General features: G+C 65.5%; 28 protein-coding genes and 1 tRNA gene. 14 read left to right on the top strand and 15 right to left on the bottom strand.

All coding sequences use genetic code 11. The features are described 5' to 3' along the window. Positions 1-3 precede the first annotated feature (3 nt). Genes E1832_RS19940 through E1832_RS19930 form a run of 3 tightly spaced genes read right to left on the bottom strand, consistent with a single transcriptional unit; the run spans position 4 to position 2,611 of the window. Positions 4-798, bottom strand: a complete 795-nt coding sequence (locus tag E1832_RS19940; RefSeq protein ID WP_133361532.1) for a CbbQ/NirQ/NorQ/GpvN family protein — start codon at positions 796-798, stop codon at positions 4-6. A gap of 3 nt (positions 799-801) precedes the next feature. Continuing rightward, entirely contained in the window at positions 802-2,145 is a 1,344-nt protein-coding gene (locus E1832_RS19935; protein ID WP_133361531.1) for a cbb3-type cytochrome c oxidase subunit I, read from the bottom strand. A 13-nt stretch (positions 2,146-2,158) separates the two neighbouring features. Continuing rightward, entirely contained in the window at positions 2,159-2,611 is a 453-nt protein-coding gene (locus E1832_RS19930; protein WP_133361530.1) for a c-type cytochrome, read from the bottom strand. Positions 2,612-2,737: 126 nt separating this feature from the next. Between E1832_RS19930 and E1832_RS19925 the strand changes: the two genes are divergently transcribed. Then, positions 2,738-2,953: a DUF1858 domain-containing protein gene (locus E1832_RS19925; RefSeq protein ID WP_133361529.1), complete on the top strand. Its 216-nt coding sequence runs from the start codon at positions 2,738-2,740 to the stop codon at positions 2,951-2,953. A gap of 13 nt (positions 2,954-2,966) precedes the next feature. Here E1832_RS19925 and E1832_RS19920 read toward each other — a convergent pair whose 3' ends face one another. After that, positions 2,967-3,662 carry a Crp/Fnr family transcriptional regulator gene (locus tag E1832_RS19920; protein WP_133361528.1) on the bottom strand — a complete coding sequence of 232 codons (696 nt, stop codon included), beginning with the start codon at positions 3,660-3,662 and terminating at the stop codon, positions 2,967-2,969. 101 nt (positions 3,663-3,763) lie between these two features. Here E1832_RS19920 and E1832_RS19915 point away from each other — a divergent pair, with 101 nt between their 5' ends. The 5 genes from E1832_RS19915 (at position 3,764) to E1832_RS22730 (ending at position 8,246) form a co-directional block, all read left to right on the top strand. Continuing rightward, positions 3,764-4,192, top strand: coding sequence for a pseudoazurin (locus tag E1832_RS19915; protein WP_133361527.1), 429 nt, complete (start codon positions 3,764-3,766; stop codon positions 4,190-4,192). A 76-nt stretch (positions 4,193-4,268) separates the two neighbouring features. After that, the gene (locus E1832_RS19910) at positions 4,269-5,468 is read left to right on the top strand and encodes an NnrS family protein (protein WP_133361526.1); all 1,200 of its coding nucleotides are present in this window, start codon (positions 4,269-4,271) and stop codon (positions 5,466-5,468) included. Between the two features lie 133 nt (positions 5,469-5,601). Continuing rightward, entirely contained in the window at positions 5,602-6,720 is a 1,119-nt protein-coding gene (gene nirK, locus E1832_RS19905; protein WP_133361525.1) for a copper-containing nitrite reductase, read from the top strand. 76 nt (positions 6,721-6,796) lie between these two features. Then, positions 6,797-7,591, top strand: coding sequence for a formylglycine-generating enzyme family protein (locus tag E1832_RS19900; RefSeq protein ID WP_245514055.1), 795 nt, complete (start codon positions 6,797-6,799; stop codon positions 7,589-7,591). Between the two features lie 103 nt (positions 7,592-7,694). Next, positions 7,695-8,246, top strand: a complete 552-nt coding sequence (locus E1832_RS22730) for a hypothetical protein (protein ID WP_133361524.1) — start codon at positions 7,695-7,697, stop codon at positions 8,244-8,246. Between the two features lie 25 nt (positions 8,247-8,271). On the opposite strand, the gene E1832_RS19890 is transcribed toward E1832_RS22730, so the two are convergent. Continuing rightward, positions 8,272-8,347, bottom strand: a tRNA-Ala gene (locus E1832_RS19890). 134 nt (positions 8,348-8,481) lie between these two features. Further along, entirely contained in the window at positions 8,482-8,811 is a 330-nt protein-coding gene (locus tag E1832_RS19885; protein WP_133361523.1) for a TIGR02300 family protein, read from the bottom strand. A gap of 102 nt (positions 8,812-8,913) precedes the next feature. On the opposite strand from E1832_RS19885, the gene E1832_RS19880 reads away from it, so the two are divergent. The 3 genes from E1832_RS19880 to E1832_RS19870 all read left to right on the top strand — a co-directional run bounded on the left by E1832_RS19880 (position 8,914) and on the right by E1832_RS19870 (position 11,753). Then, positions 8,914-9,600: a M48 family metallopeptidase gene (locus E1832_RS19880; protein WP_133361522.1), complete on the top strand. Its 687-nt coding sequence runs from the start codon at positions 8,914-8,916 to the stop codon at positions 9,598-9,600. Between the two features lie 79 nt (positions 9,601-9,679). Then, positions 9,680-10,330 carry a GntR family transcriptional regulator gene (locus tag E1832_RS19875; RefSeq protein WP_133361565.1) on the top strand — a complete coding sequence of 217 codons (651 nt, stop codon included), beginning with the start codon at positions 9,680-9,682 and terminating at the stop codon, positions 10,328-10,330. Positions 10,331-10,520: 190 nt separating this feature from the next. Next, positions 10,521-11,753, top strand: coding sequence for a lytic murein transglycosylase (locus E1832_RS19870; RefSeq protein ID WP_133361521.1), 1,233 nt, complete (start codon positions 10,521-10,523; stop codon positions 11,751-11,753). 57 nt (positions 11,754-11,810) lie between these two features. On the opposite strand, the gene E1832_RS19865 is transcribed toward E1832_RS19870, so the two are convergent. After that, positions 11,811-12,773, bottom strand: a complete 963-nt coding sequence (locus E1832_RS19865; RefSeq protein WP_133361520.1) for an acetyl-CoA carboxylase carboxyltransferase subunit alpha — start codon at positions 12,771-12,773, stop codon at positions 11,811-11,813. A gap of 239 nt (positions 12,774-13,012) precedes the next feature. Here E1832_RS19865 and E1832_RS19860 point away from each other — a divergent pair, with 239 nt between their 5' ends. Then, on the top strand, positions 13,013-13,603 hold the full coding sequence (locus tag E1832_RS19860) for a hypothetical protein (RefSeq protein ID WP_133361519.1): 591 nt from the start codon (positions 13,013-13,015) through the stop codon (positions 13,601-13,603). Positions 13,604-13,854: 251 nt separating this feature from the next. Here the strand turns inward: E1832_RS19860 and E1832_RS19855 are convergent, their stop codons facing one another. Together E1832_RS19855 and E1832_RS19850 are read right to left on the bottom strand one after the other, a co-directional pair. Further along, positions 13,855-14,472, bottom strand: coding sequence for a hypothetical protein (locus E1832_RS19855; RefSeq protein ID WP_133361518.1), 618 nt, complete (start codon positions 14,470-14,472; stop codon positions 13,855-13,857). A gap of 66 nt (positions 14,473-14,538) precedes the next feature. After that, positions 14,539-15,498 carry an L-malyl-CoA/beta-methylmalyl-CoA lyase gene (locus E1832_RS19850; protein WP_133361517.1) on the bottom strand — a complete coding sequence of 320 codons (960 nt, stop codon included), beginning with the start codon at positions 15,496-15,498 and terminating at the stop codon, positions 14,539-14,541. A gap of 279 nt (positions 15,499-15,777) precedes the next feature. Between E1832_RS19850 and dgcN the strand changes: the two genes are divergently transcribed. The 3 genes from dgcN to E1832_RS19835 all read left to right on the top strand — a co-directional run bounded on the left by dgcN (position 15,778) and on the right by E1832_RS19835 (position 18,815). Then, positions 15,778-16,779 carry an N-acetyltransferase DgcN gene (dgcN, locus tag E1832_RS19845; protein WP_133361516.1) on the top strand — a complete coding sequence of 334 codons (1,002 nt, stop codon included), beginning with the start codon at positions 15,778-15,780 and terminating at the stop codon, positions 16,777-16,779. A gap of 118 nt (positions 16,780-16,897) precedes the next feature. Beyond that, positions 16,898-17,863 (top strand): N-acetyl-D-Glu racemase DgcA, encoded by a 966-nt coding sequence (gene dgcA, locus E1832_RS19840; RefSeq protein WP_133361515.1) that lies wholly within the window; start codon positions 16,898-16,900, stop codon positions 17,861-17,863. 91 nt (positions 17,864-17,954) lie between these two features. Further along, on the top strand, positions 17,955-18,815 hold the full coding sequence (locus tag E1832_RS19835) for a D-amino-acid transaminase (RefSeq protein ID WP_133361514.1): 861 nt from the start codon (positions 17,955-17,957) through the stop codon (positions 18,813-18,815). 61 nt (positions 18,816-18,876) lie between these two features. Here the strand turns inward: E1832_RS19835 and E1832_RS19830 are convergent, their stop codons facing one another. The 3 genes from E1832_RS19830 to E1832_RS19820 form a co-directional block, all read right to left on the bottom strand. Beyond that, positions 18,877-19,671, bottom strand: coding sequence for a dioxygenase family protein (locus tag E1832_RS19830; protein ID WP_133361513.1), 795 nt, complete (start codon positions 19,669-19,671; stop codon positions 18,877-18,879). 223 nt (positions 19,672-19,894) lie between these two features. Next, the gene (locus tag E1832_RS19825; protein ID WP_133361512.1) at positions 19,895-21,169 is read right to left on the bottom strand and encodes an MBL fold metallo-hydrolase; all 1,275 of its coding nucleotides are present in this window, start codon (positions 21,167-21,169) and stop codon (positions 19,895-19,897) included. A 191-nt stretch (positions 21,170-21,360) separates the two neighbouring features. Continuing rightward, positions 21,361-21,654 (bottom strand): DUF1330 domain-containing protein, encoded by a 294-nt coding sequence (locus tag E1832_RS19820; RefSeq protein WP_165978934.1) that lies wholly within the window; start codon positions 21,652-21,654, stop codon positions 21,361-21,363. Positions 21,655-21,895: 241 nt separating this feature from the next. On the opposite strand from E1832_RS19820, the gene E1832_RS19815 reads away from it, so the two are divergent. Further along, entirely contained in the window at positions 21,896-22,528 is a 633-nt protein-coding gene (locus tag E1832_RS19815) for a tyrosine-type recombinase/integrase (RefSeq protein ID WP_133361510.1), read from the top strand. Positions 22,529-22,696: 168 nt separating this feature from the next. Here the strand turns inward: E1832_RS19815 and E1832_RS19810 are convergent, their stop codons facing one another. Genes E1832_RS19810 through E1832_RS19800 form a run of 3 tightly spaced genes read right to left on the bottom strand, consistent with a single transcriptional unit; the run spans position 22,697 to position 25,568 of the window. After that, positions 22,697-23,437 (bottom strand): ABC transporter ATP-binding protein, encoded by a 741-nt coding sequence (locus E1832_RS19810; RefSeq protein WP_133361509.1) that lies wholly within the window; start codon positions 23,435-23,437, stop codon positions 22,697-22,699. Beyond that, complete coding sequence (locus E1832_RS19805) at positions 23,434-24,480, bottom strand: FecCD family ABC transporter permease (RefSeq protein ID WP_133361508.1); 1,047 nt, start codon at positions 24,478-24,480, stop codon at positions 23,434-23,436. The genes E1832_RS19810 and E1832_RS19805 overlap by 4 nt, the downstream gene beginning before the upstream one ends. Further along, a complete protein-coding gene (locus tag E1832_RS19800) occupies positions 24,477-25,568 on the bottom strand; it encodes an ABC transporter substrate-binding protein (RefSeq protein WP_133361507.1) in 1,092 nt (363 codons plus the stop codon). Before E1832_RS19800 ends, E1832_RS19805 begins: the two co-directional genes overlap by 4 nt. Between the last annotated feature and the right edge of the window lie 12 nt (positions 25,569-25,580).

Here is a 25,580-nt window from a genome sequence, read left to right as displayed (position 1 = left end):
CGGTTACCCGTAGACGCTGGCAGCGAGGTCGCGCAGGGCCTGCTGCACGTCCGCTTCGTCCGAGAGCGGCTCGATGACCGCCGCCTCGAGGGCGCGCTCGACCTTCATGCCGCCGGCGATGAGCGAGGCCGCATAGATCAGAAGGCGGGTCGAGACGCCCTCTTCGAGATCCATGCCGGACAGCGTGCGGATATGGCCCGCCAGGCGCACCAGCGCGCCGGCGCGGGCCCGATCCAGGCCGCTTTCCGCCGCGACGATGCCGATTTCCGTGTCGGGCTGCGGGAAATCGAAGCCGATCGACAAAAAGCGCTGCCGCGTGGACGGTTTGAGCTTTTTGAGGATGTTCTGGTAGCCGGGGTTGTAGCTGGCCACCAGCATGAAGCCCTCGGGTGCAGGCAGGTCCTCGCCGGTGCGGTCGATGACCAGCCTGCGGCGGTCATCGGTCAGCGGGTGAAGCACCACCGTCACGTCCTTGCGGGCTTCCACCACCTCGTCGAGATAGCAGATCCCGCCCTCGCGCACTGCGCGGGTCAGGGGGCCATCGACCCAGACGGTTTCACCGCCCTTGAGCAGGTAGCGTCCGATCAGGTCGGCGGCCGAAAGATCGTCGTGGCAGGCCACCGTGTAGAGCGGCCGGCCGAGACGGGCGGCCATGTGCTCGACAAAGCGGGTCTTGCCGCAGCCGGTGGGCCCCTTCAGAAGAAGGGGCAAACCGTTGGCATGGGCGGTCTCGAATACCTCGCACTCGTCGGATTGAGGCGTGTAGACCGGCAGGTCGGGGGAGTGGACGTCTTTCATGGCTTATTCTCCGGGAACGGCCACGGGGCCGGGTTTCACGATTTCGCGGCGCACCACGATCTGGCTGTAGATGAACAGGATCGCCCCCAGGACCACCGCGGCCCCTGCGCCGAACCGCATCATGTAGAACAGGCCAAGCTGGTCCTGAACGACCATGTAGTATTCGCCCACGATCCGCTGCATGTGCGTCTGGATCGTTCCGGCAAAGGTCAGCACGAAGGTCATGAACGACATGCCGCCGGTCATCAGCCAGAAGGACGTCATGTTGAGCACCTGGTTATAGGGTGCGCGCTGGCGCAGCACCGGCATCGCGTAACTGAACATCGCCAGGTTGAGGGCCACGTAGGCGCCATAAAAGGCCAGGTGCCCGTGTGCGGCGGTGATCTGCGTGCCGTGGGTGTAAAAGTTCACCCCGTGCAGCGTGTGCAGGAAGCCCCAGACCCCGGCGCCGAAGAACGCGACGGTGGACGCCCCCAGAGACCACAGCAGAGCGGCCTTGTTGGGATGGTTCTTGCGGCCTTTCCAGACCATGATGAAGGCAAAGGACATCATCGCGAAGAATGGGATCACTTCGAGCGTCGAGAAGATGGATCCGATCCATTGCCAGTAGCCGGGCGTGCCGATCCAATAGAAGTGGTGGCCGGTGCCGAGGATGCCCGAGAAAAGCGCCGTGGCGACGATGACATAGAGCCATTTTTCGACCACTTCGCGGTCCACGCCCGTCAGCTTGAGCATCAGGTAGCCCAGGATCGCGGCCATCACCAGTTCCCAGGTCGCTTCGACCCAGAGGTGGACGACGAACCACCAGTACATCTTGTCCAGGCTGAGGTTGTCGGGGTTGATGAAGGCAAAAATCCACAGCAGCGACAGCAGCCAGAGCCCCATCAGCAGGATGTTGGTGATCGCCGTCTTCTTGCCCGCCAGGACGGTGAGCGAGATATTCACGAGGAAGATCACGGCGGCGACCAGAATCCCGAACTTGACCCAGAGGGGCTGTTCGAGGAACTCGCGCCCGCCGTGGATGCCGGCCAGATAGGATCCGACCGCGCCCAGCGTGCCCACCAGAAGGATGACAAGCTGGACATAGGCAAGCTTGACCGAGAAGATTTCGCGTTCGGATTCCTCGGGGACCAGGTAGTAGGCCGCACCGAAGAAGCCCAGAAGCAGCCAGACGATCAGCGCGTTCGTGTGGATCATGCGAACGATGTTGAAGGGCAGGATCTCGGCCAGGAAGTTCGGCGAGACGTAGATCCAGCCGGCCAGCAGCCCGCCCAGCACCTGAACGCCGAACAGCGCCATGGCGGCCAGGAAGTACCAGTAGGCCACTTTTTGCGATTGGTATTTCATCTGTAGGTCCTCCTCAGCCCGCGTCGTTCGGGGGCCAGTTCTGTGTGTCGGTCTGGTCCGCCCAGCGCAGGAATTCGGCCAGGCCGCGCATTTCTTCCTCGGTCAGCTCGAAGTGAGGCATCTGGCGCCGGCCTTCGATCCCGGAGGGTTGCGACATCATCCAGCCGTCCAGTATCTCGTAGGCGGATTCCGGGTCGTCGATGACGCCCCAGCGGGTCATGACGTTGCCGACCTCAGGGGCGAAATAGGCGCCTTCGCCGTGCAGCGAATGGCAGTTGATACAGGAGTTTTTCTCCCAGACGTGCTTGCCCAGCCGGACCTCGTCCGTAAGTTCCATGCCGGCCGTGGCGGTTTGGGTTATGTGGCTGTGGCTTTGCGCGGTCAGGACGCCGAACACGACGACGAAGAATATGGATCCTCCGTAGAACACGTTCCTGGCCCGCGACTTCGTCAATATTTCTGACATTCTCTCCGGTTCCGGTCTTGTTGTGACTGGACCCGGAATAGCCGCGCCGATCTGATCGCTATTTGTTGAATCACAAAGTCCGGAACGAAAAGACGGCGCAGAGTGCAGGGTATGCAGGAGCCAACGATGAAACGCCCCGACATAGACAATCCCGATCTGCCGCTGGCCGACCTGTTCTTTCACTGGCCGCGTGTGTCCCTGGTTTTTCTGGACCGTGGCATGTTGTGCCCGGGCTGCCCGATCGCGCCGTTTCACACGGTGATCGAAGCCTGCGAGGAATACGGGCTGGACGAGATGGCCTTTCGCGCCGAGATCCGGCGAGGGGCCAGCGACGAGGCCTGAGCGATGGACGCGGTCAGCCGGTTGTCTGGCTGAGAACTACCAACCTGTGCGGATCGGTGACCACCACGTGCTTGCGCGTGGATTTCACGATTCCGTCCTTCTGCCAGCCCGACAGAAGGCGGCTGACGGTATGCAGGGTGGTGCCGGTCATGTCGGCAATGTTCTCGCGGGTCACCGGGAATCCAATCTCGATTCCATCCTCGGTCTTGCGCCCGCTTTGGTTCACCATACGCAGGAGGGCGGCCGCGACGCGCTTTTCTACGGCCTTGGTGGCCATTGCGGTCAGGTTGGACTGGATTTCGCCGAGCCGGCGCCCCAGCGTCTTGTAGCTTTCGGTCGCAAAGCCCGGGTAGCGCGCGACGAAGCTGTCCCACAGCGAGGTGGGCCAGCTGAGAGCGATGGACTCGGCCGCGGCGATCGCCGTAGCCGGGTAGGTGTCGCGCTGAAGCGCGCGGGCGATGCCAAAAAGCTGGCCCGGCGAGATGTGCAGCACGATCACCTGTTCGCCGGTTTCGGTCGAGCGCACCACACGGATGTGGCCGTCCAGCAATAGAAAGAAGCGGCCGGCGTCGAAGCCTTCGCGAAACACGGCCTTACCTTCCTCGTGGCGGTGCGATGTCGCCTGATCGAGGATCTCGCGGATCTGCTGGCGGTCCAGCTGACTGAACGGGGGCAACCCGGTCAGTAGGCTTTCATCGAGCTTGGGCAAGAAACGGTCCGGAGTTTGTGAAAGGGCAACGTTTGAGCGCGGCAGGCATCGCATATCAGGACCATCGATGACAACCGGATTAAGAGGAAAAGGACGATCCGATGTTCAAACAAGTGATGGCCACGACCGCTTTGGCCCTGCTGACGACCGGCGCGTCGGCGGAGGTGTTCGAGGTCGAGATGCTGAACCGTGGCGAGGCGGGCGCGATGGTGTTCGAGCCTGCCTATGTCCAGGCCCAGCCCGGCGATACGATCCGCTTCGTGCCCACCGACAAAGGGCACAACGTGGAGTCGATCGACGGGATGCTTCCGGGCGGGACCGACGCCTTCAAGTCGAAGTTCAACATGGAATTCGAGCTGACCGTCGATGCCGAGGGCGTCTATGGCGTGAAATGCACGCCGCACTACGCCATGGGCATGGTCGCGTTGATCCAGGTCGGAGAGGCTTCGAACCTGGACGCGGCCAAGGGGGTCAATCAGCGCGGTCAGGCCGGCAAGCGGTTCGACGCCCTGTTCGCACAGGTCAGGTAAATCGCCTTTGCCGAGCAGCCGGGCGGCGCAAATGGGTGGCGCCGCCCGTTATCATTTCCGACCCTAGGAGATCGCCATGACCCGTTCCGACTATGATGGCCCGGCGCTGTTTTCCTACGGCTTCCGGCCGTTCTTTTTGTTTGCGACCGCCTTCGCGTTTGGCGTGGTACCGGTCTGGCTGCTGATCTGGCGCGGGACACTGTTGCTGGAGGGGCCGTTCCTGCCGGTCGCTTGGCACGTCCACGAGATGATCTTCGGCTATGGCGCGGCCGTGGTCGCGGGGTTCCTGTTCACCGCCGTGCCGAACTGGACTGGCCGGATGCCGACCCGCGGATGGCCCCTGATGTTGCTGCTGGCGCTTTGGCTGCTGGGGCGGGTGGCCTGTGCCGGGCTGCTGGGCCTGCCAGCGATGGTCGTGATGGGTTTGGATGTGGCCTTTCTCGTGGCTGTCGCGGCGATGATCGCGCGCGAGATCCTGGCCGGCCGCAGCTCGCGCAACCTGAAGGTTCTTGTTCCGGTCACGGTGCTGACCGCTGCGAACGTGCTGTACCATGTCGAGGCGATGCAATCGGGCACGGCTCCATATGCCGAACGTGCCGGAATCGCGACACTCGTTTTTCTGATCACCCTGATCGGCGGGCGGATCGTGCCCAGCTTCACGCGCAACTGGCTGGTCCAAAGCGGGTCGCCGGCCCGCCCAGTGCCGTTTGGGACGTTTGACGCGGTCGCGCTGGTCGCGGGCGCAGGGGCGTTGATCCTGTGGACGGTACTGCCCGGCTCGGACGTCACGGGCGGCATTCTGGCGCTGGCCGCCGGGCTGCATCTGGTGCGTATGCTGCGCTGGCTCGGAGTGCTGACCCTCGGCGCGCCGCTGCTTTGCATGTTGCACGTTGCTTATGCCTTCATCCCGGTTGGCTTTGCGGCCGCGTCGCTGGCGGCGTTTGGGCTCGCCGGACAGGCGGCACCGCAACACCTTCTTGGTATCGGTGCGATCGGCGGGATGACACTGGCCGTGATGGTGCGCGCCACGCTTGGCCATACGGGGCGGGATCTGATCTCGGGGCCGGCGTTGAACCTGGCATTCCTGGCGATTGCAGGCGCCGCCCTGATGCGCGTTGCGGGGATGTCCGAGGTTTTCCCGGGCCTGGACGGCATTCACCTGGCCGCCGGGCTCTGGACGCTTGGGTTCGGCGTCGCGTTGCGCCATCTGATGCCCTGGCTGACCCGCCCGCGTGTGCAGCCGCGCAAGCCGTCCCGCGCTGCGCGGCGGGCCTGACCGGTCTGCTGGGCCCGATAAAGGCCCGGCCTCGCTGGAAACCGCCCGGAAGTTTGCAGAAGAGCAAAGTTCGTCAAAGCGCCTTTCGATAATCTTCCCTCAACAGCATTCAGAAAGGAAAAGGAGTTCCGAAATGCTTACGCGAAGAGCCGCCCTTCTTGGTGTCGCAGGCGCTGCCGCCTCACCGATCCTCGCACGGGCCGCGCGCGCCGAGGAACCGATAAAGCCCATGGCCGCACCGGTCGACCTGTCTGACCTGAAGCGCGTCAAGCGCGAACTGGTGGCCCCGCCCTTTGTGCATGAGCACGAACAGATCGCGCCGGCCGAGCCGCGCATCGTCGAGTTCACCATGACCATCGTTGAGAAGGAGATGCAGGTCGACAACAATGCCTATGTGCAGGCGATGACCTTTGATGGTTCGATGCCCGGCCCACTGATGGTGGTGCACGAAGGTGATTATGTCGAACTGACGCTGATCAATCCGGCGCATAACCTGATGCCGCACAATATCGATTTCCACTCTTCCACGGGCGCGTTGGGCGGGGGTGCCTTGACCCACGTCGCCCCGGGCGAGATGACCGTGCTGCGTTGGAAGGCCACGCGGCCAGGCACCTTTGTCTATCACTGCGCACCTGGTGGTCCCATGATCCCATGGCACGTGGTGTCCGGTATGAACGGTGCAATCATGGTCCTGCCCCGCAACGGCCTGACCGACCATATCGGGGATCCCGTCTCTTACGACAAGGTCTATTACATCGGCGAACAAGACCTCTATATCCCGCGCGATGCGGACGGCGCCTACAAGCGCTTTGCCGATCTCGGGGAAAGCTATCCCGAGACCGAAGCCCTGATGAACGGCCTAATCCCGACGCATGTCGTCTTCAACGGCGCGGTCGGTGCACTGACCGGTGAGAAGGCGCTGACGGCCAAGGTGGGTGAGAAGGTTCTCTTCATCCACAGCCAGGCCAACCGCGACTCGCGTCCTCACCTGATCGGCGGCCACGGCGATCTGGTCTGGGAAGAGGGCAAGTTCAACAACGCTCCGCTGCGCGATCTGGAAACTTGGTTCATTCGCGGCGGTTCGGCGGGGGCGGCGCTCTACGAGTTCCTGCAGCCCGGCGTCTACGCCTATGTGAACCACAACCTGATCGAGGCCGTGAACCTCGGCGCGACGGCCCACGTCAAGGTCGAGGGCGAGTGGAACAACGACCTGATGGAACAGCTCGTGGCCCCGACCGTGATCGCAACCTGAGACTGGCCGACACCACTTACGAGGCAACTGGGGCGGCCACCGGCGTGGCCGCCCCTTTTCAATGAAGGATCCCGTCATGAAGACCCCAGTCTTTCTCTTTGCCGCAATGGCTGCGTCGGTGGCGGCCGGCCTGATCGATGTCGCGCCGTCGCCCTCCGCGGGTGACCCGAATACCGCCACGGTGCCCGTGCCTGCCGGTGAAATCCTATGGCGACCGATGGGCAGTTTCGACCAGAACGGCAAGACCGCGACGCCGACGGGTCAGCGCGTGAGGGTGCCCGCCTTCCACATCATGGCCGATCAGGTCTCACAGCAGGACTATGCGGAGTGTGTTCAGCACAAGGCTTGCACTGAGACCAAAGCGATGGGTCAGAGCGCCGCGCCGCAAACCAATCTGAGCTGGTACGACGCTCAGGATTATGCCGCCTGGTTGTCGGACAAGACCGGAAAGGCGTGGCGCCTGCCCACCGATCGCGAATGGCAGCGTGCCGCCGATACGGCCTTCGGCGATCCCGCGCCCGAGGCGGACGGTCGAGATCCCGGCCAGCGCATGCTGGAACAGTACGAGCAGGGCATTTTCTATCGCGGCCGCGCGGACCTGTCGGCGACGGACAGCCAAACTGCGGCACGCAACCGGTTCGGACTCGCCGGGATATCCGACCGGATCTGGGAGTGGACCGACAGTTGCATGCAGAACGGACAGTTGGACGCCGATGGACGCGTCCGAACCGGTGCGGCCTATTGCGGTGCGCGTGTCGTGGGTGGCCAACACCAGGCGCTCATCATAGATTTCGTGCGGGATGCGAGTGTCGGCGGCTGCTCTGTTGGCCTGCCGCCGGACTTCCTCGGAATCCGGCTGGTCCACGACTGAAAATGAGAAGGGAGGCCCTCGAAAAATCGCCGAATACCGGACTGCGAGTGGCGGTTAAAAATAACTGTTTACGTTCTTTCGGACAAAGGCGTTCCTTGGTGTTTTGGTCAGTCAGCCGCTTCTCTGTTTCGGGTATCGGTTTCGAAAGGGTTACGGAAGCTGGGGCTTCACGAAACAGACGTTCAGTCCACAAGCAACGAAAGCCGACATTCGGAGACACCGCAGCGAAACTCCGCTCTCTGCCGATGTTGTTGAAACCTTCTTGTTGCACCGCGCTTTGTCCTTTGCGCTTCTCGATTTCGAGGGGGCGGGGGGCACCATGACGGGCACGCAGACGCCTCCTGCGTGGATGTTGTGCGACGTCGATCTGGAGCGGCACGTCCTGCTCGATCATATGTTCCGCGATATCGGTCACCACCTCGAACATGGACGGCAAGAAGCCCGCTTTTTGAATTCGATCCCAATTTGGGTGCGCCCATCCAAACGAATCGAAAGCCTCGCCGAACGGTTGGCCGCGGTGACAGTCCTTTGCGGGGCTCATTCCACACGCAGTGGCTTTTCGGCTGGCCGTGACCCGATCAGCGTCGCTGCGGATGGCTGGAAGTTGGCAACCAATTGGCGACCAGCGCGTGGCGATGCCAAGAAGCGATCATAGAAACATGATGTATTTCAGGAGAGTTTGGTGGAGCCTAGGGGAGTCGAACCCCTGACCTCTTGCATGCCATGCAAGCGCTCTCCCAACTGAGCTAAGGCCCCGTCGCCGTCACCGGCGGTGTGCGCGTCGTTTACGGAACGCCGCTGCGATGATCAAGCGAAAAAATCACCGCCCGTGCAGGAATTTTCGCCGTGTTTTGCGGCAGGCGGGCAACGGATTGCCCGCCTGGGCGTGGTCAGGAGTCGTCGTCGTCCGAAGCGACGTCGGCGATATCGTCCAGCGAGACGTTGTCCTCGTCATCGTCGTCTTCCAGGACGTCGTCGCCGAGGTCGACATCGATGCTGTCGTCGTCGTCCAGGACTGCGTCATCCTCGTCCTTGGCCTTGGTTTTTGCCTTTGCGGTGACCGCGTCCTCGGCGTCGGCGGCAATCATCCGGCTCTTGCCGGTATCCAGTTGAACGATCTCGCCCGTATAGGGGCTGACGATCGGGTCTTTGTTCAGATCGTAAAACCGTTTGCCTGTGGTCGGGCAAACACGTTTTACGCCCCATTCTGCCTTGGGCATGTGTAATCCCCTCGATAATCTGCTGAGTCGTGTCGACGATTCCGTGCACGTGCCATATGAGGTGGGTACTGTCAAAGCCTTTGAGAACGGACCAGAGCGCCCATGGCCGACCATTTCCTGCCCGGACCGCCCGCGGTGCCGCTGACCCTGCGCCGTTCGGCCCGGGCGCGGCGGATCAGCCTGCGCATCTCGCAACTCGACGGGCGGGTCACCCTGACGCTGCCGCGCGGCGTGCCCGAGGACGAGGCGCTGTCCTTCGCGCGGATCAAGGAGGACTGGATTCGCGGCCATCTTCAGGCGCGCCCCGCCGATGTCGCGGTGGCCCCGGGCGCGCTGCTGCCGGTCGAGGGGGTGGCGCGGCGCGTCGTCGCCGGAACCGGGCGGGGGGTGCGCCTGACGGCGGACGAGGTCGCGGTGCCCGAGCGGCAGGCGGCACGACGGCTGCACTCCTGGCTGCGCGAACTGGCGCGCGACCGTCTGGCCGGCGCCGCCGACGAGTATGCCCGGGCGCTGGGGCGCGACTATGCCCGGATCACCCTGCGCGACACCCGCTCGCGCTGGGGTTCCTGCTCTTCCCGGGGGGCGCTGATGTTCTCCTGGCGGCTGGTGATGGCGCCGCCCGAGGTGCTGCGCTATGTCGCCGCGCATGAGATCGCCCATTTGGAGCAGATGAACCATTCCGCCGCCTTCTGGGCCGCGGTCGAACGGGTGCACGGCCCCTATGACGCCCCGCGCAGCTGGCTGCACACACATGGCGCCGCGCTGCACCGGTTCCGCTTTCCCGCCTGACCCGAGCCCGGCCCGGCGGAATGGATCGGCGGAACGGACCGCTTGACCGGCCGGCCATTTGTGATCACATGGGCGCATGATGATCCCCAACCGCCCCGCCGCCGATCAGGCCACCGCCGCCCATGACCGAGTCTATCGCACCCTGCGCTCGCGCATCATGCATGGCGAGACCGGCCCGGGCGAGGCGATGACCCTGCGCGGCATCGGCCGCGAGTTCGGCGTCTCGATGACCCCCGCGCGCGAGGCGGTGCGCCGGCTGGTGGCCGAGGGGGCGCTGCAACTGTCCAGTTCGGGCCGGGTCTCGACCCCCGATCTCAGCCAGGAGCGGATCGAGGAGCTGGCCGCCCTGCGCGCCCTGCTCGAGGTCGAACTGGCCAGCCGGGCGCTGCCGCGGGCCCATATCGCGCTGATCGAGCGGCTGCACAGCATCAACAGCGTGATCGCCGAGCGGGTGCAGAAACGCGATGCGGTGGGCTATATCCGCTCCAATCTGGAGTTCCACCGAACCCTCTATCTGCGCGCCCAGGCCCCGGCGATGCTGGCCATGGCCGAAACCGTCTGGCTCCAGCTCGGGCCGACCATGCGCGCGCTCTATGGCCGGCTGCGCCGTACCGAGGCGCCGCAGTATCACCGGCTGATCATCGCCGCGCTCAAGGCCGGCGACGAGCCGGGGCTGCGCCTGGCCGTGCGCTCGGACGTGACCCAGGGGCTGAAGCTGCTGACGCGGTAGCGTCGGCCTGCGTCTGCCCCAAAGCGCAAGCCGCGCAATCGACGCACCGCCGCTCCACCTGCCCACCTCGCCTCCATCGGCAAGATCCTGAGTATTTGGGCAGAGAAGAAGGCGAACAGGCAATGCCCGGTTGGGCAGGTCGGTCTTTCGCGCTAGCCTCTGTCCGAACGGTTACGAGGAGACGGGATAAATGGTCATCACACGGCGCACGGCGGGTCTGGGACTGGCGGCAACATTTCTGACGGCCTGCACCGGGGGCATGCCGCAGTCCTCCGCCCCCAGCCGCATGCGCGCGGTGCCCAACCCCGCCTTCGATAGCTGGGTTGCGGGCTTCCGCGCCCGCGCCGCCGCGCAGGGCATCGACCCGCAGGTCGCCGCGCGCGCCTTTCGCGGCGCCGGCTATCTGCCCGGTGTGATCGAACGTGACCGCAACCAGACCGAATTCACCCGCAGCCTCGAGGATTATCTGGCCATCGCCGCCTCGGACGAGCGGGTGGCGACAGGGCGCGCGATGCTGCGTCGTCACGGCGCGCTGCTGGCCCGGATCGAGGCGCACTATGGCGTCGAGGCACCCGTCGTCTGCGCCATCTGGGGGCTGGAAAGCCGGTATGGCGCCCGGCGCGGCGACGTGCCGGTGATCTCGGCGCTGGCCACGCTCGCCTATGACGGCCGCCGTGGCGCGTTCTACGAAAAACAGCTCATCGCGGCGCTGCGCATCCTGCAGAACGGCGACACGACCGCCGACCGGATGGTCGGCAGCTGGGCCGGCGCCATGGGCCATACCCAGTTCATCCCGACCTCCTATCAGGCCTATGCGGTGGATTTCACCGGCGACGGGCGGCGCGACATCTGGTCGGACGATCCGACCGACGCGCTGGCCTCGGCGGCGGCCTACCTGTCGCGCTCGGGCTGGCGCAGGGGCCAGCCCTGGGGGCTGGAGGTGGCGCTGCCGCAGGGGTTCGACATGGGGCTCACCGGGCGCGGCACCAGCCGCGGCGCCGGCCAGTGGGCGGCGCTGGGCCTGCGCGCGGCATCCGGCGGCGCGTTGCCCGACCACGGGCCCGCCTCGGTGCTGGCCCCGGCCGGCGCCGGTGCCCCGGCGTTCCTGGTGTTCCGCAATTTCTCGGTGATCCTGCGCTACAACAACGCCGAGAAATACGGCATCGGCATCGGCCATCTCTCCGACCGCATCGCCGGCGGCCCGCCGCTCTACGGCCGCTTCGGGCCGGACGCCACCGGCCTGACGCTGGCCGACCGCAAGGCGCTGCAGCAGCGGCTGACACGGGCCGGCTATGACACCCAGGGGGCCGACGGGGTGATCGGCGACAACACCCGCACGGCGATCACCGCCTACCAGCGCGCCAGGGGGCTGCCGGTCACCGGGGCACCGTCGCGGGCGCTGCTGCGGCATCTGGGCGGGTAGGGAGAAGGAGGAGGAGGGTAGGGGGCGCTGTCACCCCCCGTCCCTCGGACTGCGGCCTCAGGCCGCCAGACCCTTGGAGCCCATGGCGAGGAATTTCTCGCGCCGGTTCTTGATCAGGGCGGCCGGCGTCTTGCCGTCCATCTCGGCCAGCATCGCGTTCAGCGCCTTGCCGACGGCCTTGATGCTGGCGTCGCGGTCGCGGTGCGCCCCGCCCAGCGGCTCGTCGATCAGCCGGTCGACCACGCCCAGCTTGCGCAGCTCCTGCGCGGTCAGCCGCATCGCCTCGGCCGCCTCGCGCATCTTCTCTGCGTCCTTCCACAGGATCGAGGCGCAGCCCTCCGGCGTGATCACCGAATAGACCGAATGTTCCAGCATCGCCACGCGGTCGGCGGTGGCCAGCGCCACCGCGCCGCCCGAGCCGCCCTCGCCGATGATCACCGAGATCAGCGGCACGCCGATCTGCAGGCATTTCTCGGTCGAGCGGGCGATCGCTTCGGACTGTCCGCGCTCCTCGGCGCCCTTGCCGGGAAAGGCGCCGGGCGTGTCCACCAGCGTGATCACCGGCAGGCCGAACCTGTCGGCCATCTCCATCAGCCGCACCGCCTTGCGATAACCCTCGGGGCGGGCCATGCCGAAATTGTGCAGGATGCGCGATTTGGTGTCGCTGCCCTTTTCCTGGCCGATCACCATGACCGGGCGGTCGTCCAGCCGCGCCAGACCGCCCATCACCGCGTGATCGTCGGCAAAGTTGCGGTCGCCGGCCAGCGGCGTGAACTCGGTGAACAGTGCCTCGATATAGTCGCGGCAATGCGGCCGCTCGGGGTGGCGCGCCACCTGGCATTTGCGCCAGGCGGTCAGGTTCTTGTAGAGATCGCGCAGCAGCGCCTCGGCCTTGACGTCAAGGGCAGCGGCCTCGTCGGCGACGTCCATCTCCTCGTTGGCGCGGCCCAGCGCGCGCAGCTCCTCCGCCTTGCCTTCGATCTCGGCCAGGGGTTTTTCGAATTCCAGGTACTGAGTCATCGGGTCTCTCGCTGCGCAACCATGTGAGATGTCATCGGGGTTATATGACGTTCTGCAGGCCCGGATGCAACTCGGCAAGAGGCCGCCGGCCGTCCGGGGCCATCGGGGCGGGCCGGCGCGCGCCGCGATGACAATGCGCCGATCCGCACGGCGCCGGCGCAACGGACTTGCCCACGCCGCGCGTGCCGCCTAACCTTTCCCCGCCCGTCCTGTCGGGGCGTATTGTCGAAGGAAGCCATATGAAATCCTCCATTCACGCGGCCGTGTCCGCCTTTGCCCTGCTCGTCGCCACGGCGAGCGCCACCTGGTCGGCCCCGCTGACGCTCACCCCGGCCAATCCGCAACCCGGCGGGGTCAGCGGCGGGCTGTCGGTCAGCTATGGCTACGCGCCCGACGGGCAGGACATCCGCAACCTCGCCGACGCCGGCGCCGTCCTGCGCAAGGGGGCACAGCGGGGCCCGGCCCTGCGCGGTCTGGACTACGCCGACAGCGATCCGGGCGCGCCCACCCTGACCTCGCAGCGCGACGAGAACGTCGCCGCATCGATCACCGGCTACATCCGGTTTGACGCGCCGGGGGTCTATGAGGTGGATTTCTACACCAATGACGGGCTCGACGCCCGCATCGGCGGTCAGCGGGTGGGGTTCTTCGATGGGCGGCAGGCCTGCGACAGCACCTATGTCACCGAGGTCGAGGTGCCGCAGGCGGGCTGGTACAGCTTCGAGGCGACCTATTTCAACCGGCTCAACACCTCCTGCCTGATGATGCGCTGGGGCAAGAAGGGCAAGCAGTTGAAATGGGTGCCCAACGGCGCCTTCGGCCACAAGTGACGGCTTGGGCTCCATCTGGAACAATCGCGACACCGGCCTGGCGCGCCTTTCCGAGGTCTCCTGCGCGGAATAAGCCCGAAGGGCGCCGCGCAAGCGCCGGACCGTTCCCGCGGTCTGGCGCTTGATCGACGTTGGCGCACCGCTCGTATGAAGTCCGGATTTGGCAGGGATAAAGCGCGCCGATCAGAGGGTGCCGCGCCAGCCCCCGGTCCGGCGCTTGCGCGGCTCGCTCCATAACGGAACCAGCGACGTCAAGTCAGACCCAGCGCCGCTCGCAGCGCCGTCTCCGGCGAGGTCAGCACCGGAACGCCCGCCGCGATATGCGCCGCCGCCCCGGCCATCGAGGCCTGGGCCAGCACCACGCATCCGGTCCCGGGCGCCGCCCGCAGCTCTGCCTCCACCCGCCCCGCGATCTCCTGCGCGAAACCCTCGGTGTCCCCGGCCTCGAACAGCCCCCAGAGATCGCCCAGATCCAGCATCCGGACCTCCCCCGTGGTTCCCACCGCCGCAAAGGCCGCCTCCAGCAGCGCGCGCGAGGCGTCTTGTGTACTCTCCAGACAATAGGCCAGCAGCACCGGCCCGCCGGTCCGCGCCGCAAGCGCCATCATCGGCGCGTCGATCCGCACCGCCCCCGCCGCGCCTGCCACCGGCCCCAAGGTGGTGCAGCTGCACAGCACCGCGCCGGGGGCCGCGGCAATCTCCGCTTCGATCTCGTCGGCCAGATCTGCCGCAATCCCGTCCTGCGCCCGCGCCAGCCAGTCGGGCCGCACCACATGGACCAGCCGCGCCCCCGGCGCGATCCGCGCGGCCAGCGCGTCGAATGTGCCGCGATGCACCTCGGCGGTATGAATCAGGGTCAGCGCGGTCATGGCATCCTCTCGAAAAAAAGGGGGCGCCCGAGGCGCCCCTGAAAACCGTCTCCGATCGCGCCGGGCTCAGCTTGCCGCGATCATCTCGGACTGGCGCACGATCACCTCGGCCTGCTTGATGCTGGCGATATCGACCAGGCGGCCCTTGTAGACGGTCGCGCCTTCGCCCTTGGCCTTGGCCGCCTCCATCGCCGCGAGGATCTCGCGCGCCTCGGCGACGGCTGCCTCGGACGGCGTGAACACCTCGTTGGCCAGCGCCACCTGCTTGGGATGGATCGCCCATTTGCCGACCATGCCCAAGGTGGCCGAGCGCAGCGCCTGCGCGCGGAAGCCCTCGTCGTCGCTGAAATCGCCGAACGGGCCGTCCACCGGCAGCACGCCGTGGGTACGGCAGGCGGCGACGATGGCGGTCTGCGCCCAGTGCCAGGGGTCCGACCAGTATTTCGCGCCCTCGCGCAGCATGTAATAGTTTTCCTGCGTGCCGCCGATGCCGGTGGTCTGCATCCCCATCGAGGCGGCGAAATCCGCCGCCCCCAGGCTCATCGCCACCAGACGGGGGCTGGCGGCGGCGATCTCCTCCACATGGGCGATTCCCGCCGCGCTCTCGATGATCACCTCGAAGTTGATCTTCTTGGTGCGGCCCTTGGCGGTCTCGACCGCCGTGGCCAGCGCATCGACCGCATAGATGTCCGCCGCGCAGCCGACCTTGGGGATCATGATCTGGTCCAGACGCTCGCCCGCCTGTTCCAGCAGGTCGATGACGTCGCGATACCAATAGGGGGTGTCGAGCCCGTTGATCCGCACGCTCAGGGTCTTGTTGCCCCAGTCGATCCCGGAAATCGCCTCGATGATGTTCGCGCGCGCGCTGTCCTTGTCCGAGGGGGCGACCGAATCCTCCAGATCCAGATTGATCACGTCGGCGGCGCTGGCGGCCATCTTCTCGAAGATCGCCGGACGCGAGCCGGGGCCGAACAGCTGGCAGCGGTTGGGGCGGGCCGGGGCGGCGGGCTGGATGCGGAAGCTCATGTGACTCTCTCCGGGTAAGGAAATTGCGAATTTTCAGTCATGGGGCGTATTAAATTGCGCTGCGCCCTGCAAGGAAATTGTGCAGTCGCAGCATTTCCGCCGCATCCCGCCGCCGGCGCCCGGCCCGTCACGGCGGGCGGTAGAGAGTGCGTAATTCTTCGGCATTTCCGCATTCTCCGCGAAGAATATTCTGCATTTGTACGGAAACTGAGTGGAAAACGCGATACATTCCATCCCGCCTTCCGATAGTTTGCGCGGGAATCAAAGGAGACACGCGCGATGATCGAGACCCCGTATCTGCTGTTCCTGGGCGACGCGCCCGACCAACTGGCTGCCAAAGTGGCCCAGGGGATCAAGGACTGGCGCCCGGAAAATGCTGTCGGCCAGTTCCGGATGGACGGCTGCAAGGCCGACCTCGGCCTCACCGACATGACGCTGGAAGAGGCCAAGGCCGCCGGCGCCAAGACGCTGGTGATCGGCGTCGCCAACCGCGGCGGGCTGATCAGCCAGGACTGGAAAAAGGTGCTGGTCGCGGCGCTGGAAGAGGGCTTCGACCTGGCCTCCGGTCTGCACAACCTGCTGCGCGACGAGCCCGATCTCGTCGCCGTCGCCGAGGCCACCGGCCGCACCCTGCACGACGTGCGCATCCCGTCGGTCAAATACCCGATCGCCAACGGCGTGAAGCGCACTGGCAAACGCTGCCTCGCCGTCGGCACCGACTGTTCGGTGGGCAAGATGTACACCGCGCTGGCGATGGACGCCGAGATGCGCAAGCGCGGCATGAACTCCACCTTCCGCGCCACCGGCCAGACCGGGATCCTGATCACCGGCGATGGCGTGCCGCTGGACGCGGTGATCGCCGATTTCATGGCCGGATCGATCGAATACCTGACCCCCGACAACGATCCCGACCACTGGGATCTGATCGAGGGGCAGGGCTCGCTCTTTCACGTCAGCTATTCCGGCGTGACCATGGCGCTGGTCCACGGCGGCCAGCCCGACGCGCTGATCCTGTGCCACGAGCCGACCCGCGCGCATATGCGCGGCCTGCCGGGCTATACCCCGCCGACGCTCGAGGCGCTGCGCGACACCGCGCTGACGCTGGCCCGTGTCGCCAACCCCGCCTGCGTGGTGGTCGGCATCTCGGTCAACACCCAGCACATGGGCGACGAGGAGGCAAAGGCCTATCTTGTCAAGGTGGAGGCCGACATGGGTCTGCCCGCCACCGACCCGTTCCGCTATGGTGCGGACAAGCTGGTGGATGCGCTCGAGGCGTTCTAAGTCTTACGGGCCACCCCCCCCCGTGGCGGCCGCCGGATGCCTCCGGCGGCCGTATTTGAAACGAAAAGAAGAAATGGGCGCCGGACCCCCGCCGTGCGCGCCCTGAAGGGAGACAGCAATGTCCATCGAGGTCACCCGCGACGTTTTCAAACTGGCGCAGGTCTTCACCATCAGCCGCGGCTCGCGGACCGAGGCAAAGGTGCTGACCGCCCATGTCACCCGCGATGGCGTGACCGGCTGGGGCGAATGCGTGCCCTACGCCCGCTATGACGAAACCCTCGACAGCGTCGAGGCGGAAATCCGCGGTCTGCCCGCGGACGTCACCCGCGCCGCGCTGCAGGATCTGCTGCCCGCCGGGGCCGCCCGCAACGCGGTCGATTGCGCGCTCTGGGATCTGGAGGCCAAGACCGCCGGCAAACGGGTGTGGGAGCTGGCCGGCCTGCCCGCCCCGGGGCCGGAGATCACCGCCTATACCCTGTCGCTCGACACCCCCGAGGCGATGCGCGCGCAGGCGGCGAAAAACGCCCACCGGCCGCTCCTGAAGATCAAGCTCGGCACGCCGGACGACATGCCCCGGCTCGAGGCGGTGCGCGCCGGCGCCCCCGCGTCCCGCATCATCATCGACGCCAACGAGGGCTGGTCGGCGGCGGTCTATGCCGACCTTGCCCCGCATCTGGTCCGCCTCGGCGTCGAGCTGGTCGAACAGCCGCTGCCGGCGGGCGAGGACGAGGCGCTGATCGGCATGGACCGCCCGGTCCCCGTCTGCGCCGACGAGTCCTGCCACGACCGCGCCTCGCTGCCGGCGCTCAAGGGCAAGTACGACGTGGTCAATATCAAGCTCGACAAGACCGGCGGCCTGACCGAGGCGCTGGCGCTTCGCGACGCGGCGCTGGCGGCGGGCTATGACGTCATGGTCGGCTGCATGGTCGGAAGCTCGCTCGCCATGGCGCCGGCGACGCTGGTGGCCCAGGGCGCGCGCGTGGTGGATCTTGACGGCCCGCTGCTTCTGGCCGAAGACCGCGACCACCCGCTGCGCTTCGACGACAGGGGCGTCTATCCGCCGGATGCGGCGCTGTGGGGCTGAGGGGGCGACCCTCGGACATTGAACCGATCACCCCCTCCCCGATCGCGGGTCGGGCGAGGGACGAGCGAAGGCCAAAGGTTAGGAACGCGATATGAGCCGGACTGTCTATGTAAACGGAACCTACATGCCGGAAGAAGAGGCCACCGTGTCGATCTTCGACCGTGGATTTGTCATGGGCGACGCGGTCTATGAGGTGACCTGCGTTCTCGACGGCAAGCTGACCGAATTCGACGGCCACATGGCACGTCTCGCCCGGTCGCTCAGCGAGCTCGAGATCGTCTGCGACCTCACCCGCGACGACTGGCTGGAAATTCACCGCAAGCTGATCGAGATGAACGGGGTCGAAGAGGGCGGCGTTTACCTCCAGGTCTCGCGCGGCACCGCCGGCGACCGCGATTTCCACTACCCGCCCGAAGGCACGCCACCGACCGTGGTGCTTTACACCCAGTCCAAGCCGGGACTTTCCGCCGACCCCAAGGCCGACAAGGGCATCAAGGTGATCTCGGTCCCCGACCTGCGCTGGCACCGCCGCGACATCAAGACCGTGCAGCTGCTCTACGCCTCGATGGCCAAGATGGCCGCCGAGAAAGAGGGCAAGGACGACGCCTGGTTCGTCGAGGACGGTTTCGTCACCGAGGGGTCCTCGAACAACTGCTATATCGTCAAGGGCGGCAGGATCATCACCCGCCAGCTGTCGAACGACATCCTGCACGGCATCACCCGCGCCTCGGTGCTGAAGATGGCGCAGGAGGCCCAGATGGAGGTCGAGGAACGCCCCTTCACCATCGAGGAAGCGCAAGCCGCAGATGAGGCGTTCTACACCTCCGCCTCCGCCTTCGTGATGCCGATCGTCGAGGTCGACGGCGTCGCGGTGGGCGCGGGCAAACCCGGCCCGGTCGCCAAGCGCCTGCGCGAGATCTACATCGACGAAAGCCGCAAGTCGGCGATCTGATCCGGGCTTTGGACCGAGACAGGGCGGGCGGTCCCCACGGGGGGCCGCCCGTTCTGGTTTCTCAGCCGAAGCGAAAGCTTGACGCGGTCACCCCGCCGAAAATCCCGGTCTGGTGATAAACCCGGCTGGCCGGCTCCTGCTCTGCCGCGCCAAGCGCGGCGAACAGAGGCGCCAGATGATCCTCCTGCGCATGGCACTGGCGGGCGCAGGGCGCGTTCTCCCAATCCAGGATCGCCGCCGTCCGCCCGGTGGGCGGCAGCGCCAGCGCCCCGCTCAGCCATGTGTCGAATTGCTCCGAGGGCAGCTTTGCCCGCGGCCCGAACTGCGCCAGGTTGTGATAGCTCAGCCCGGACCCCACGATCAGCACGCCCTCATCGCGCAACGGCGCCAGCGCGCGGCCCAGCGCCATATGCCCGGCCGGGTCATAGCCATGGCGCAGCGACACCTGGAACAGCGGCATGTCGGCCCCGGGGTACATCAGCGCCATCGGCACGAAGGTGCCGTGATCAAAGCCCATCTCGTCATCCAGCCGCGTCGGCAGCCCGGCCCCGGCGATCAGCCCGGCGACCTTTTCGGCCAGCGCCGGCGCGCCCGGTGCCGCATAGTCGATCTCATAGGTATGGGCCGGAAAGTTGTAGTAATCATAGACCATCTTCGGCCGCGCCGCGTGCATCACCGCGAATTCGTCGCTCTCCCAATGGCCCGAGATCATCAGCACCGCCTCCGGCCGCGCGCCGATCTCGCCCGGCATCGCCGCCAGCGCGTTCGCCAGTGGCGCGAGCTGCGCCGCCATCTCCGGCATCCACGGCCAGGGGCCGCCCCCGTGCGAGATGAAGTAGGTCGGAAGTCGGATCATGTCGGGCCTTTCTTCAGGGGCAGACCCGCAGACCCTAGCGCCCCGCGCCACGCCGGAAAAGCCGGATGCGCGAACAGGGCCTGTGCGCGTGGGGTGGGGGGCTTTGCAAAGACGCGATCGTGGTGGCTGATCAACCGGCGCGACCGGCCCAAAGCCGCCGCTGACCGAGTAACGTAATGCTGCGCTGCGGCTTTCCTAAGCGGACGTTCATGGTGGGCACAGATCAGCGTACTTGCCAGACCGTTTCCTCCAACTCGGTGCTTGGTTCTTGCGAGACCAGCCAAGCATGAATGCCAGCGCTCTCCAGCTCGTGGATGACATACGGGCTGGGGTGCTTGTGACGAGAGGGCTTGGAGGCGTTGGCAATCGCATGTCTCAATCCCGGCAAAGCTGTCAGGTCGCTTCTGAAATTGTGTTTTGAGCCATGATGCGGCAGATCAAGTGTGACCACCTCACCAAGCACAGGGTCATAAGCTGCGCGAAACGCATTCCAAACATCCTCTACCTTTAGCGTTGCGTCGCCGGTTCCAAGCCATCCAACGGGTGCTGGGGGGATCGCTTCCTGATAGGGGCAGTGGCCGAGCCACCTCGACGCATCCAGCTCAGAAACCCAATGGGTTCGGCTCCCCCTGCCAGTCGGTCCTGAATAAAGCGACATCGAGATCCTATTGTGCATGCGCCTGGCACCACCGGCAATGATGGCCTCGTAGGAGTCCTTCATTTTCTTGCGTGTTCTGGCTTTGGAGAGGCCTTCGAGAAGCCGCGAGGTGTTGAGGCGGCGACCGGTCTCAAGATCAAGAGCGGACCTCAGTGCCTTGAGGAATGCAGCCACGTTTTCTTTCGGGGCCGGTGTCACATGTGGAATAAGCACCCAATCCAACAGACCAGCATCGCCGGAAAACACAACCGAACTACCGGGCGTCAGCCTGCAAAGCTCGGCGCGCGAGCCTTCCCGTCCTTGAGTGAGAACGGTCGCATCCTGTGGACCGATCTTGGCGACAATCTCCGATCGATCCGGCTCAGGTTCGCGCGAGGGTTCTGGTAGAAAGGGCCCATCTGAACCTTCTGGGCCACCGGGTCCAACGCGGATGACGCGTCTTACACCTCGGCTGCCAAACCAACTCGCGGGATCAAGTGCAGCTTCGATCAGCGAACCACTCAAACCCGACTCACCGTCGGCCTCCAAGAGATCGAGGACCTGGCAAACGTCATTCAGATAAGGCAGATACACCGTGTCGACATCAGCTTTGCTCAGAAGGCTGTCGATGCCATTCACATGGTCGCGGTCGAGATGGGAAATAAAGAGCGCATCAATGTCGCCGAAGCGCGCCGCAAAACGGTCGACGGCGGGATCGAGCGCCCAGCTCTGATCTGACCCACAGTCGTAGACGTAAGTGAATGCCGGTGGAAGGGTGCAATCTCGGTAAGATCCGGCATAAACGCCACCACCATGAAAGCCTCCTTGCCCAACGGCATATTGTACACGCTCAACCCACATGCTGCGCCCCTCCGTCTATGAATTACTTGAATATACACAAAAGCCGAGATCTCGAAATGATCTCCGGCCCAGAGCGGTCATCCAGGGCAATCGCCAGTGCCGCACCGCAGCTTCACCGAACCGGTCATTCATGCAGGCAGCAGCACTTTGAAAGAACCGAAGTCGGCAGTGCGGACAAAGAGGACATAGTTTCACTCAATCGCGTTGACGAGAATGGCGTTCAGAGTGGAACCAGAGCGGCGCAGGGCGGCGAGCGACTGAAATTCGTCCGATTTCCAGAAAGCCTCGGCATGATTGCGATCGGGGAACTCTATTATGAAAGCAGCGTCCGGCACCGGGTTGTCGCCTTCCATCCCCATTGGGTCGCCACCGCGGACCCTGAATTTTCCTTTATGCGCAGTCACTACATCGGGGATCTTGGTGAAGTATTCATCCATCCAATCCCGGCTATGGATCATCATCTGGCCAATAATAATTGCCGTCATGGTAGGTTCCTCCGTTGCAAGCGAGCAGACTGTTCTGAAAGCGTAAACCGCTTTCTCACACCGCCGCAACATCGGTGATCCGGCCGTCAGCGAAGATGGCTACCAAGGGCTCGAAGCGGTCATGCGGCGCTGCGGCAGGCTCGGCCGGACGTGATCCGCCCGCAGCGCAGCGGATTTGCTATACTCGGCTGTCGGCATAGCGCCGAAGACGTGGCGGGCGTGGTGGATCGGAGGAACCACCATGCCGACTACAAACCTGCCGGCCATCCGTGCCTGCCGTCCCGCTTGGAACAAGGGCCGCATCGTCGGCCAGAAGCGTCCGCTCGAACCTAAGCATGTATGGGCAATCCGGGTCCGCCTTGAGATCGCTCAGCGGACTCGCGAACTGGCACTCTTTAATCTCGCCATCGACAGCAAGTTGCGCGGATGCGACCTGGTGAAGCTGAAGGTCGCTGACGTCTATGCGGCCGGACAGGTCAAGCACCGCGCTTCGATCGTCCAGAGCAAAACTCGGAGGCCGGTCAGCTTCGAGATCACCGGGGGGACGCGAAAAGCCATCGCGACTTGGCTCGAGGCTCCCCTGATGGTCGGGTCGGAGCATCTCTGGCCGGGGCGCTTTCACGAACGTCGGCATATTTCGACAAGGCAATACGCCCGCCTCGTGAGGGACTGGGTGACCTCGATCGGTCTCGAGCCAAGCGCCTACGGCACCCACTCCATGCGGCGGACCAAGGTGGCGCAGATATATCGCAAGACTGGCAACCTTCGCGCGGTGCAGCTCCTGCTCGGCCATACGAAGATGGATAGCACGGTGCGCTACCTCGGAGTAGAGCTCGAAGATGCGCTCGCCATCGCAGAGGCGGTGGAGCTCTGAGAAGCGGGGCCGGTCGGTAGCGGCCGGCCCCTAGCTGCCATTCGCACGTGGCGCAGCGAAGGTCCGGAGGCATTGCGAAGCGGGTCTTCATGGAGCACTTGCACGAGTCGGTTCCGTTGCTTCTCAATACTGGGGTCGACGTTTTTCAAGACCCACCTCATATGCGGATTAGGACGCACGGTGGGCGACCACCACAAGGTGGTTGGACTGATCCAGAAGAAGCTCGCTGTGGATGCCGTAGACCGGGTTGAGGACACCGGGGGCCAGGGCCTTTGATGGATGAGCCGATACCTTCAGCGTGCCGGCCTCCAGCAGGACGAGATGATCGGCAAAGCGCCCGGCCAAGGTCAGGTCGTGCAGCGCGGCGATCACGAGCATTCCCTGGGACAAAGATTTCAGTCGGGTCAAGACCTCGAGCTGGTGGCGCATGTCGAGCGCGCTGGTCGGTTCGTCCAACAGCAGCAGACGCGGATGGCGCAACAGGCGCTGCGCGAGCAGAACACGCTGTTGCTGCCCGCCGGAGAGGCAGTCCATGCGAATCCCGGCGAGGTGGGACAGGTCCAGCATCTCCAGCGCGCGGGCGACCTCGGCCCGGTCACGCGTCGTCACGCGCCATCCCAGCTGCTCACGCCGCCCCAGCAGGACACACTCGGCCACGGAAATGGCCGCGGATACAGCGAAATTCTGCGGCAGGAAACCGATGCGCGCGGGGGCGGGCCAGCCGTCGTCCAGGGTTTTTGTGCCCGCGTGGGCGACAAGCCCGGCCATCGCGTGCAGCAGCGTGGACTTGCCCGCGCCATTGGGACCGATGATGCCGATCAGGCCGGTGGCAGGCAACGCCAGCTCGGGCAGGTGGAGCAGGCGACGCTGTCCGGCGTGAACGGAAAAATCTGTCAGAATCAGGTTCATGTGCGGCCCCTCATCAGGATGACCCCGAACAGCATGGGAATGCCGGCGATGGCAGTGATGATGCCCACGGGAATGACCGCGCCGGGGGAAATGAGCTTGCCCGTGACCGAGGCCGCGACCAGTACGACCGCCCCCACGATCCCCGCCAAGGGCAGGCCGAAACGGTGGTCCTCGCCCACCAGCGCGCGGCCCACGTGCGGGGCGATCAGCCCGACGAAGCCGATCGTTCCGGTAAAGCAGACCGCCCCGGCCGTCAGCAGGGCCACCAGCACCAGAACGCGGCGGCGCAGAGCCTCGACGTTCAGGCCAAGGCTGGCGGCGTTGCCATCGCCAAGGCGCAGCGCGGTCAGGTTCCAGACCTCGCGCGCAATCAGGGGTAGAGCCAGGGCCAAGATCACGGACAGCACCTTGACCGAGGTCCACGTCGCCTTGAGAAGGCTGCCGAACAGCCAGAAGACGATCTGTTGCAGCACTTCTGGCGCGGCCATGAATTGCAGCAGCGATTGCAGCGATTGAAACAGGAACAGCACGGCGATGCCCGCCAGCACCAGCAACTCGGGTGAGGCCCCGCGAAAGCGGGCGACGAGGTAGACCAGACCAGCGGCCGCCAGCGTGGCGGCAAAGGCCGCGATTGGCACGCCGATCCACATGGCGACCGGCAGGGCCGTGCCGAAGAGGATCACCGACGCCGCGCCGAACCCGGCCGCGGCGGAAAAGCCCAGTGTATAGGGGCTGGCCAGCGGGTTGTTCAGGATGGTCTGCATCATCAGCCCCGAGATCCCCAGCGCCGCGCCCACCAGCGCCGCCATCAGCGTCTGCGGCATTCGCAGGTGCCACAGGATCGTGGCCAGACGGCGGTCCTCGCCGGACGGGCCTTCGCGCAGGCCGTGCAGCACCTCGGATAGCGGCAGCCCGGCGGGGCCGGTCACGAGATCGGCCACCATCAGCGTGGACAACAAGATGAGGGCGGCGCAAACCGCCCCCATCCGCGATATCCCGGCGCGGGTGAACCCATCGCGCCGGTCATGGGCCAGGACGCTCATTCCGCCTGTATCACGAAGGTGCCCTCGGGCTTGATCGGCAGCCAGTCGACATAGAACTGCGTCAGCTCGGCCTGCGGGTCGACATCGGCAAAGGCCTCCGGGTGCAGCGCCTTACCGAGAAAGCGGAAATAGGCGAAATCCGACAGGGTGCGCGAGCCGCCGTGATAGATGCCAAAGACCTTGCCGTTCTGTACGGCGGGAAGGTCCGACCACCCGGGGCGGCCCATGTAGGCGTCGATTCGCACCTGTGCGAGCGCCTTGTCCGCGCCAAAGCCCATCGGCACGGCGGCGGGGCGGTTCAGCCACTCGGAGCCCGACAGCAAGATGACCTCGGGTGCCTCGGCCAGCACGTATTCGGGCGAGAGCGGCCCCCAGTTCTCGATCTGCCCATTGGCGATGTTGCGCCCGTTGAGCCGGTCGATGACGCCGCCCCACATGCCGCCCGCGTAGGAATTTCCCACCTCGTCGGGGCCCTTTTGCGCTAGTTCCACATAGACCTTGGGCTGTTCGGTCGAGGCGGCCACGCGGGCGGCGGTGTCGGCGGTCATCTCGGCATAGAGCGTCGCCAGCGTCTCGGCCCGGTCCTCGGCGCCCATTGCCTGCCCCAGTGCGCGGGTCGAGGCCAGGTGCGCCGCCAGCGTCTGCGCGTTGTAGTCGAGCACCAGCACCGGAATGCCCGCCGTATCGAATTGTTGCACGCTTTCTCCAAGCGCGTCGTATTGCCAGCCCGCAAGGATCACGAGGTCGGGATCGGTCGACAGCGCCGCCTCGATCGAAAAGGTGCTGCTTTCGGTGTCGCCCACATCGGGCAGGTTCGCCAGTTGCGGGAAGGTTTGCGTGTAGGCCTCCCACTGCCCGGGCCGCCAGCCGGCCCAGGGTCCACGCGACAGGCCGACGATCTTGTCGACAGCACCGTCACCCGCCACGGCCAGGTAATCCTCGTAGTAGAACCCCAGCAGCACCCGTTCGGCGGGCGCGTCCAGGGTGACGGTACGATCCCGCAGGTCGGTGATGGTGATTTCGGCACAGGCCGCGCTGCTCAGGGCGATCAGGCCGCAAGCCAGGATGGCGGATTTCACGGGTTTCATGGTCTCTCCTGT

Source organism: Antarcticimicrobium luteum (genome assembly GCF_004358185.1).
Lineage (GTDB): Bacteria > Pseudomonadota > Alphaproteobacteria > Rhodobacterales > Rhodobacteraceae > Antarcticimicrobium > Antarcticimicrobium luteum.
The sequence above is the reverse complement of the archived record's forward strand: the minus strand, read 5'-3'. Positions and strand labels throughout refer to the sequence as shown.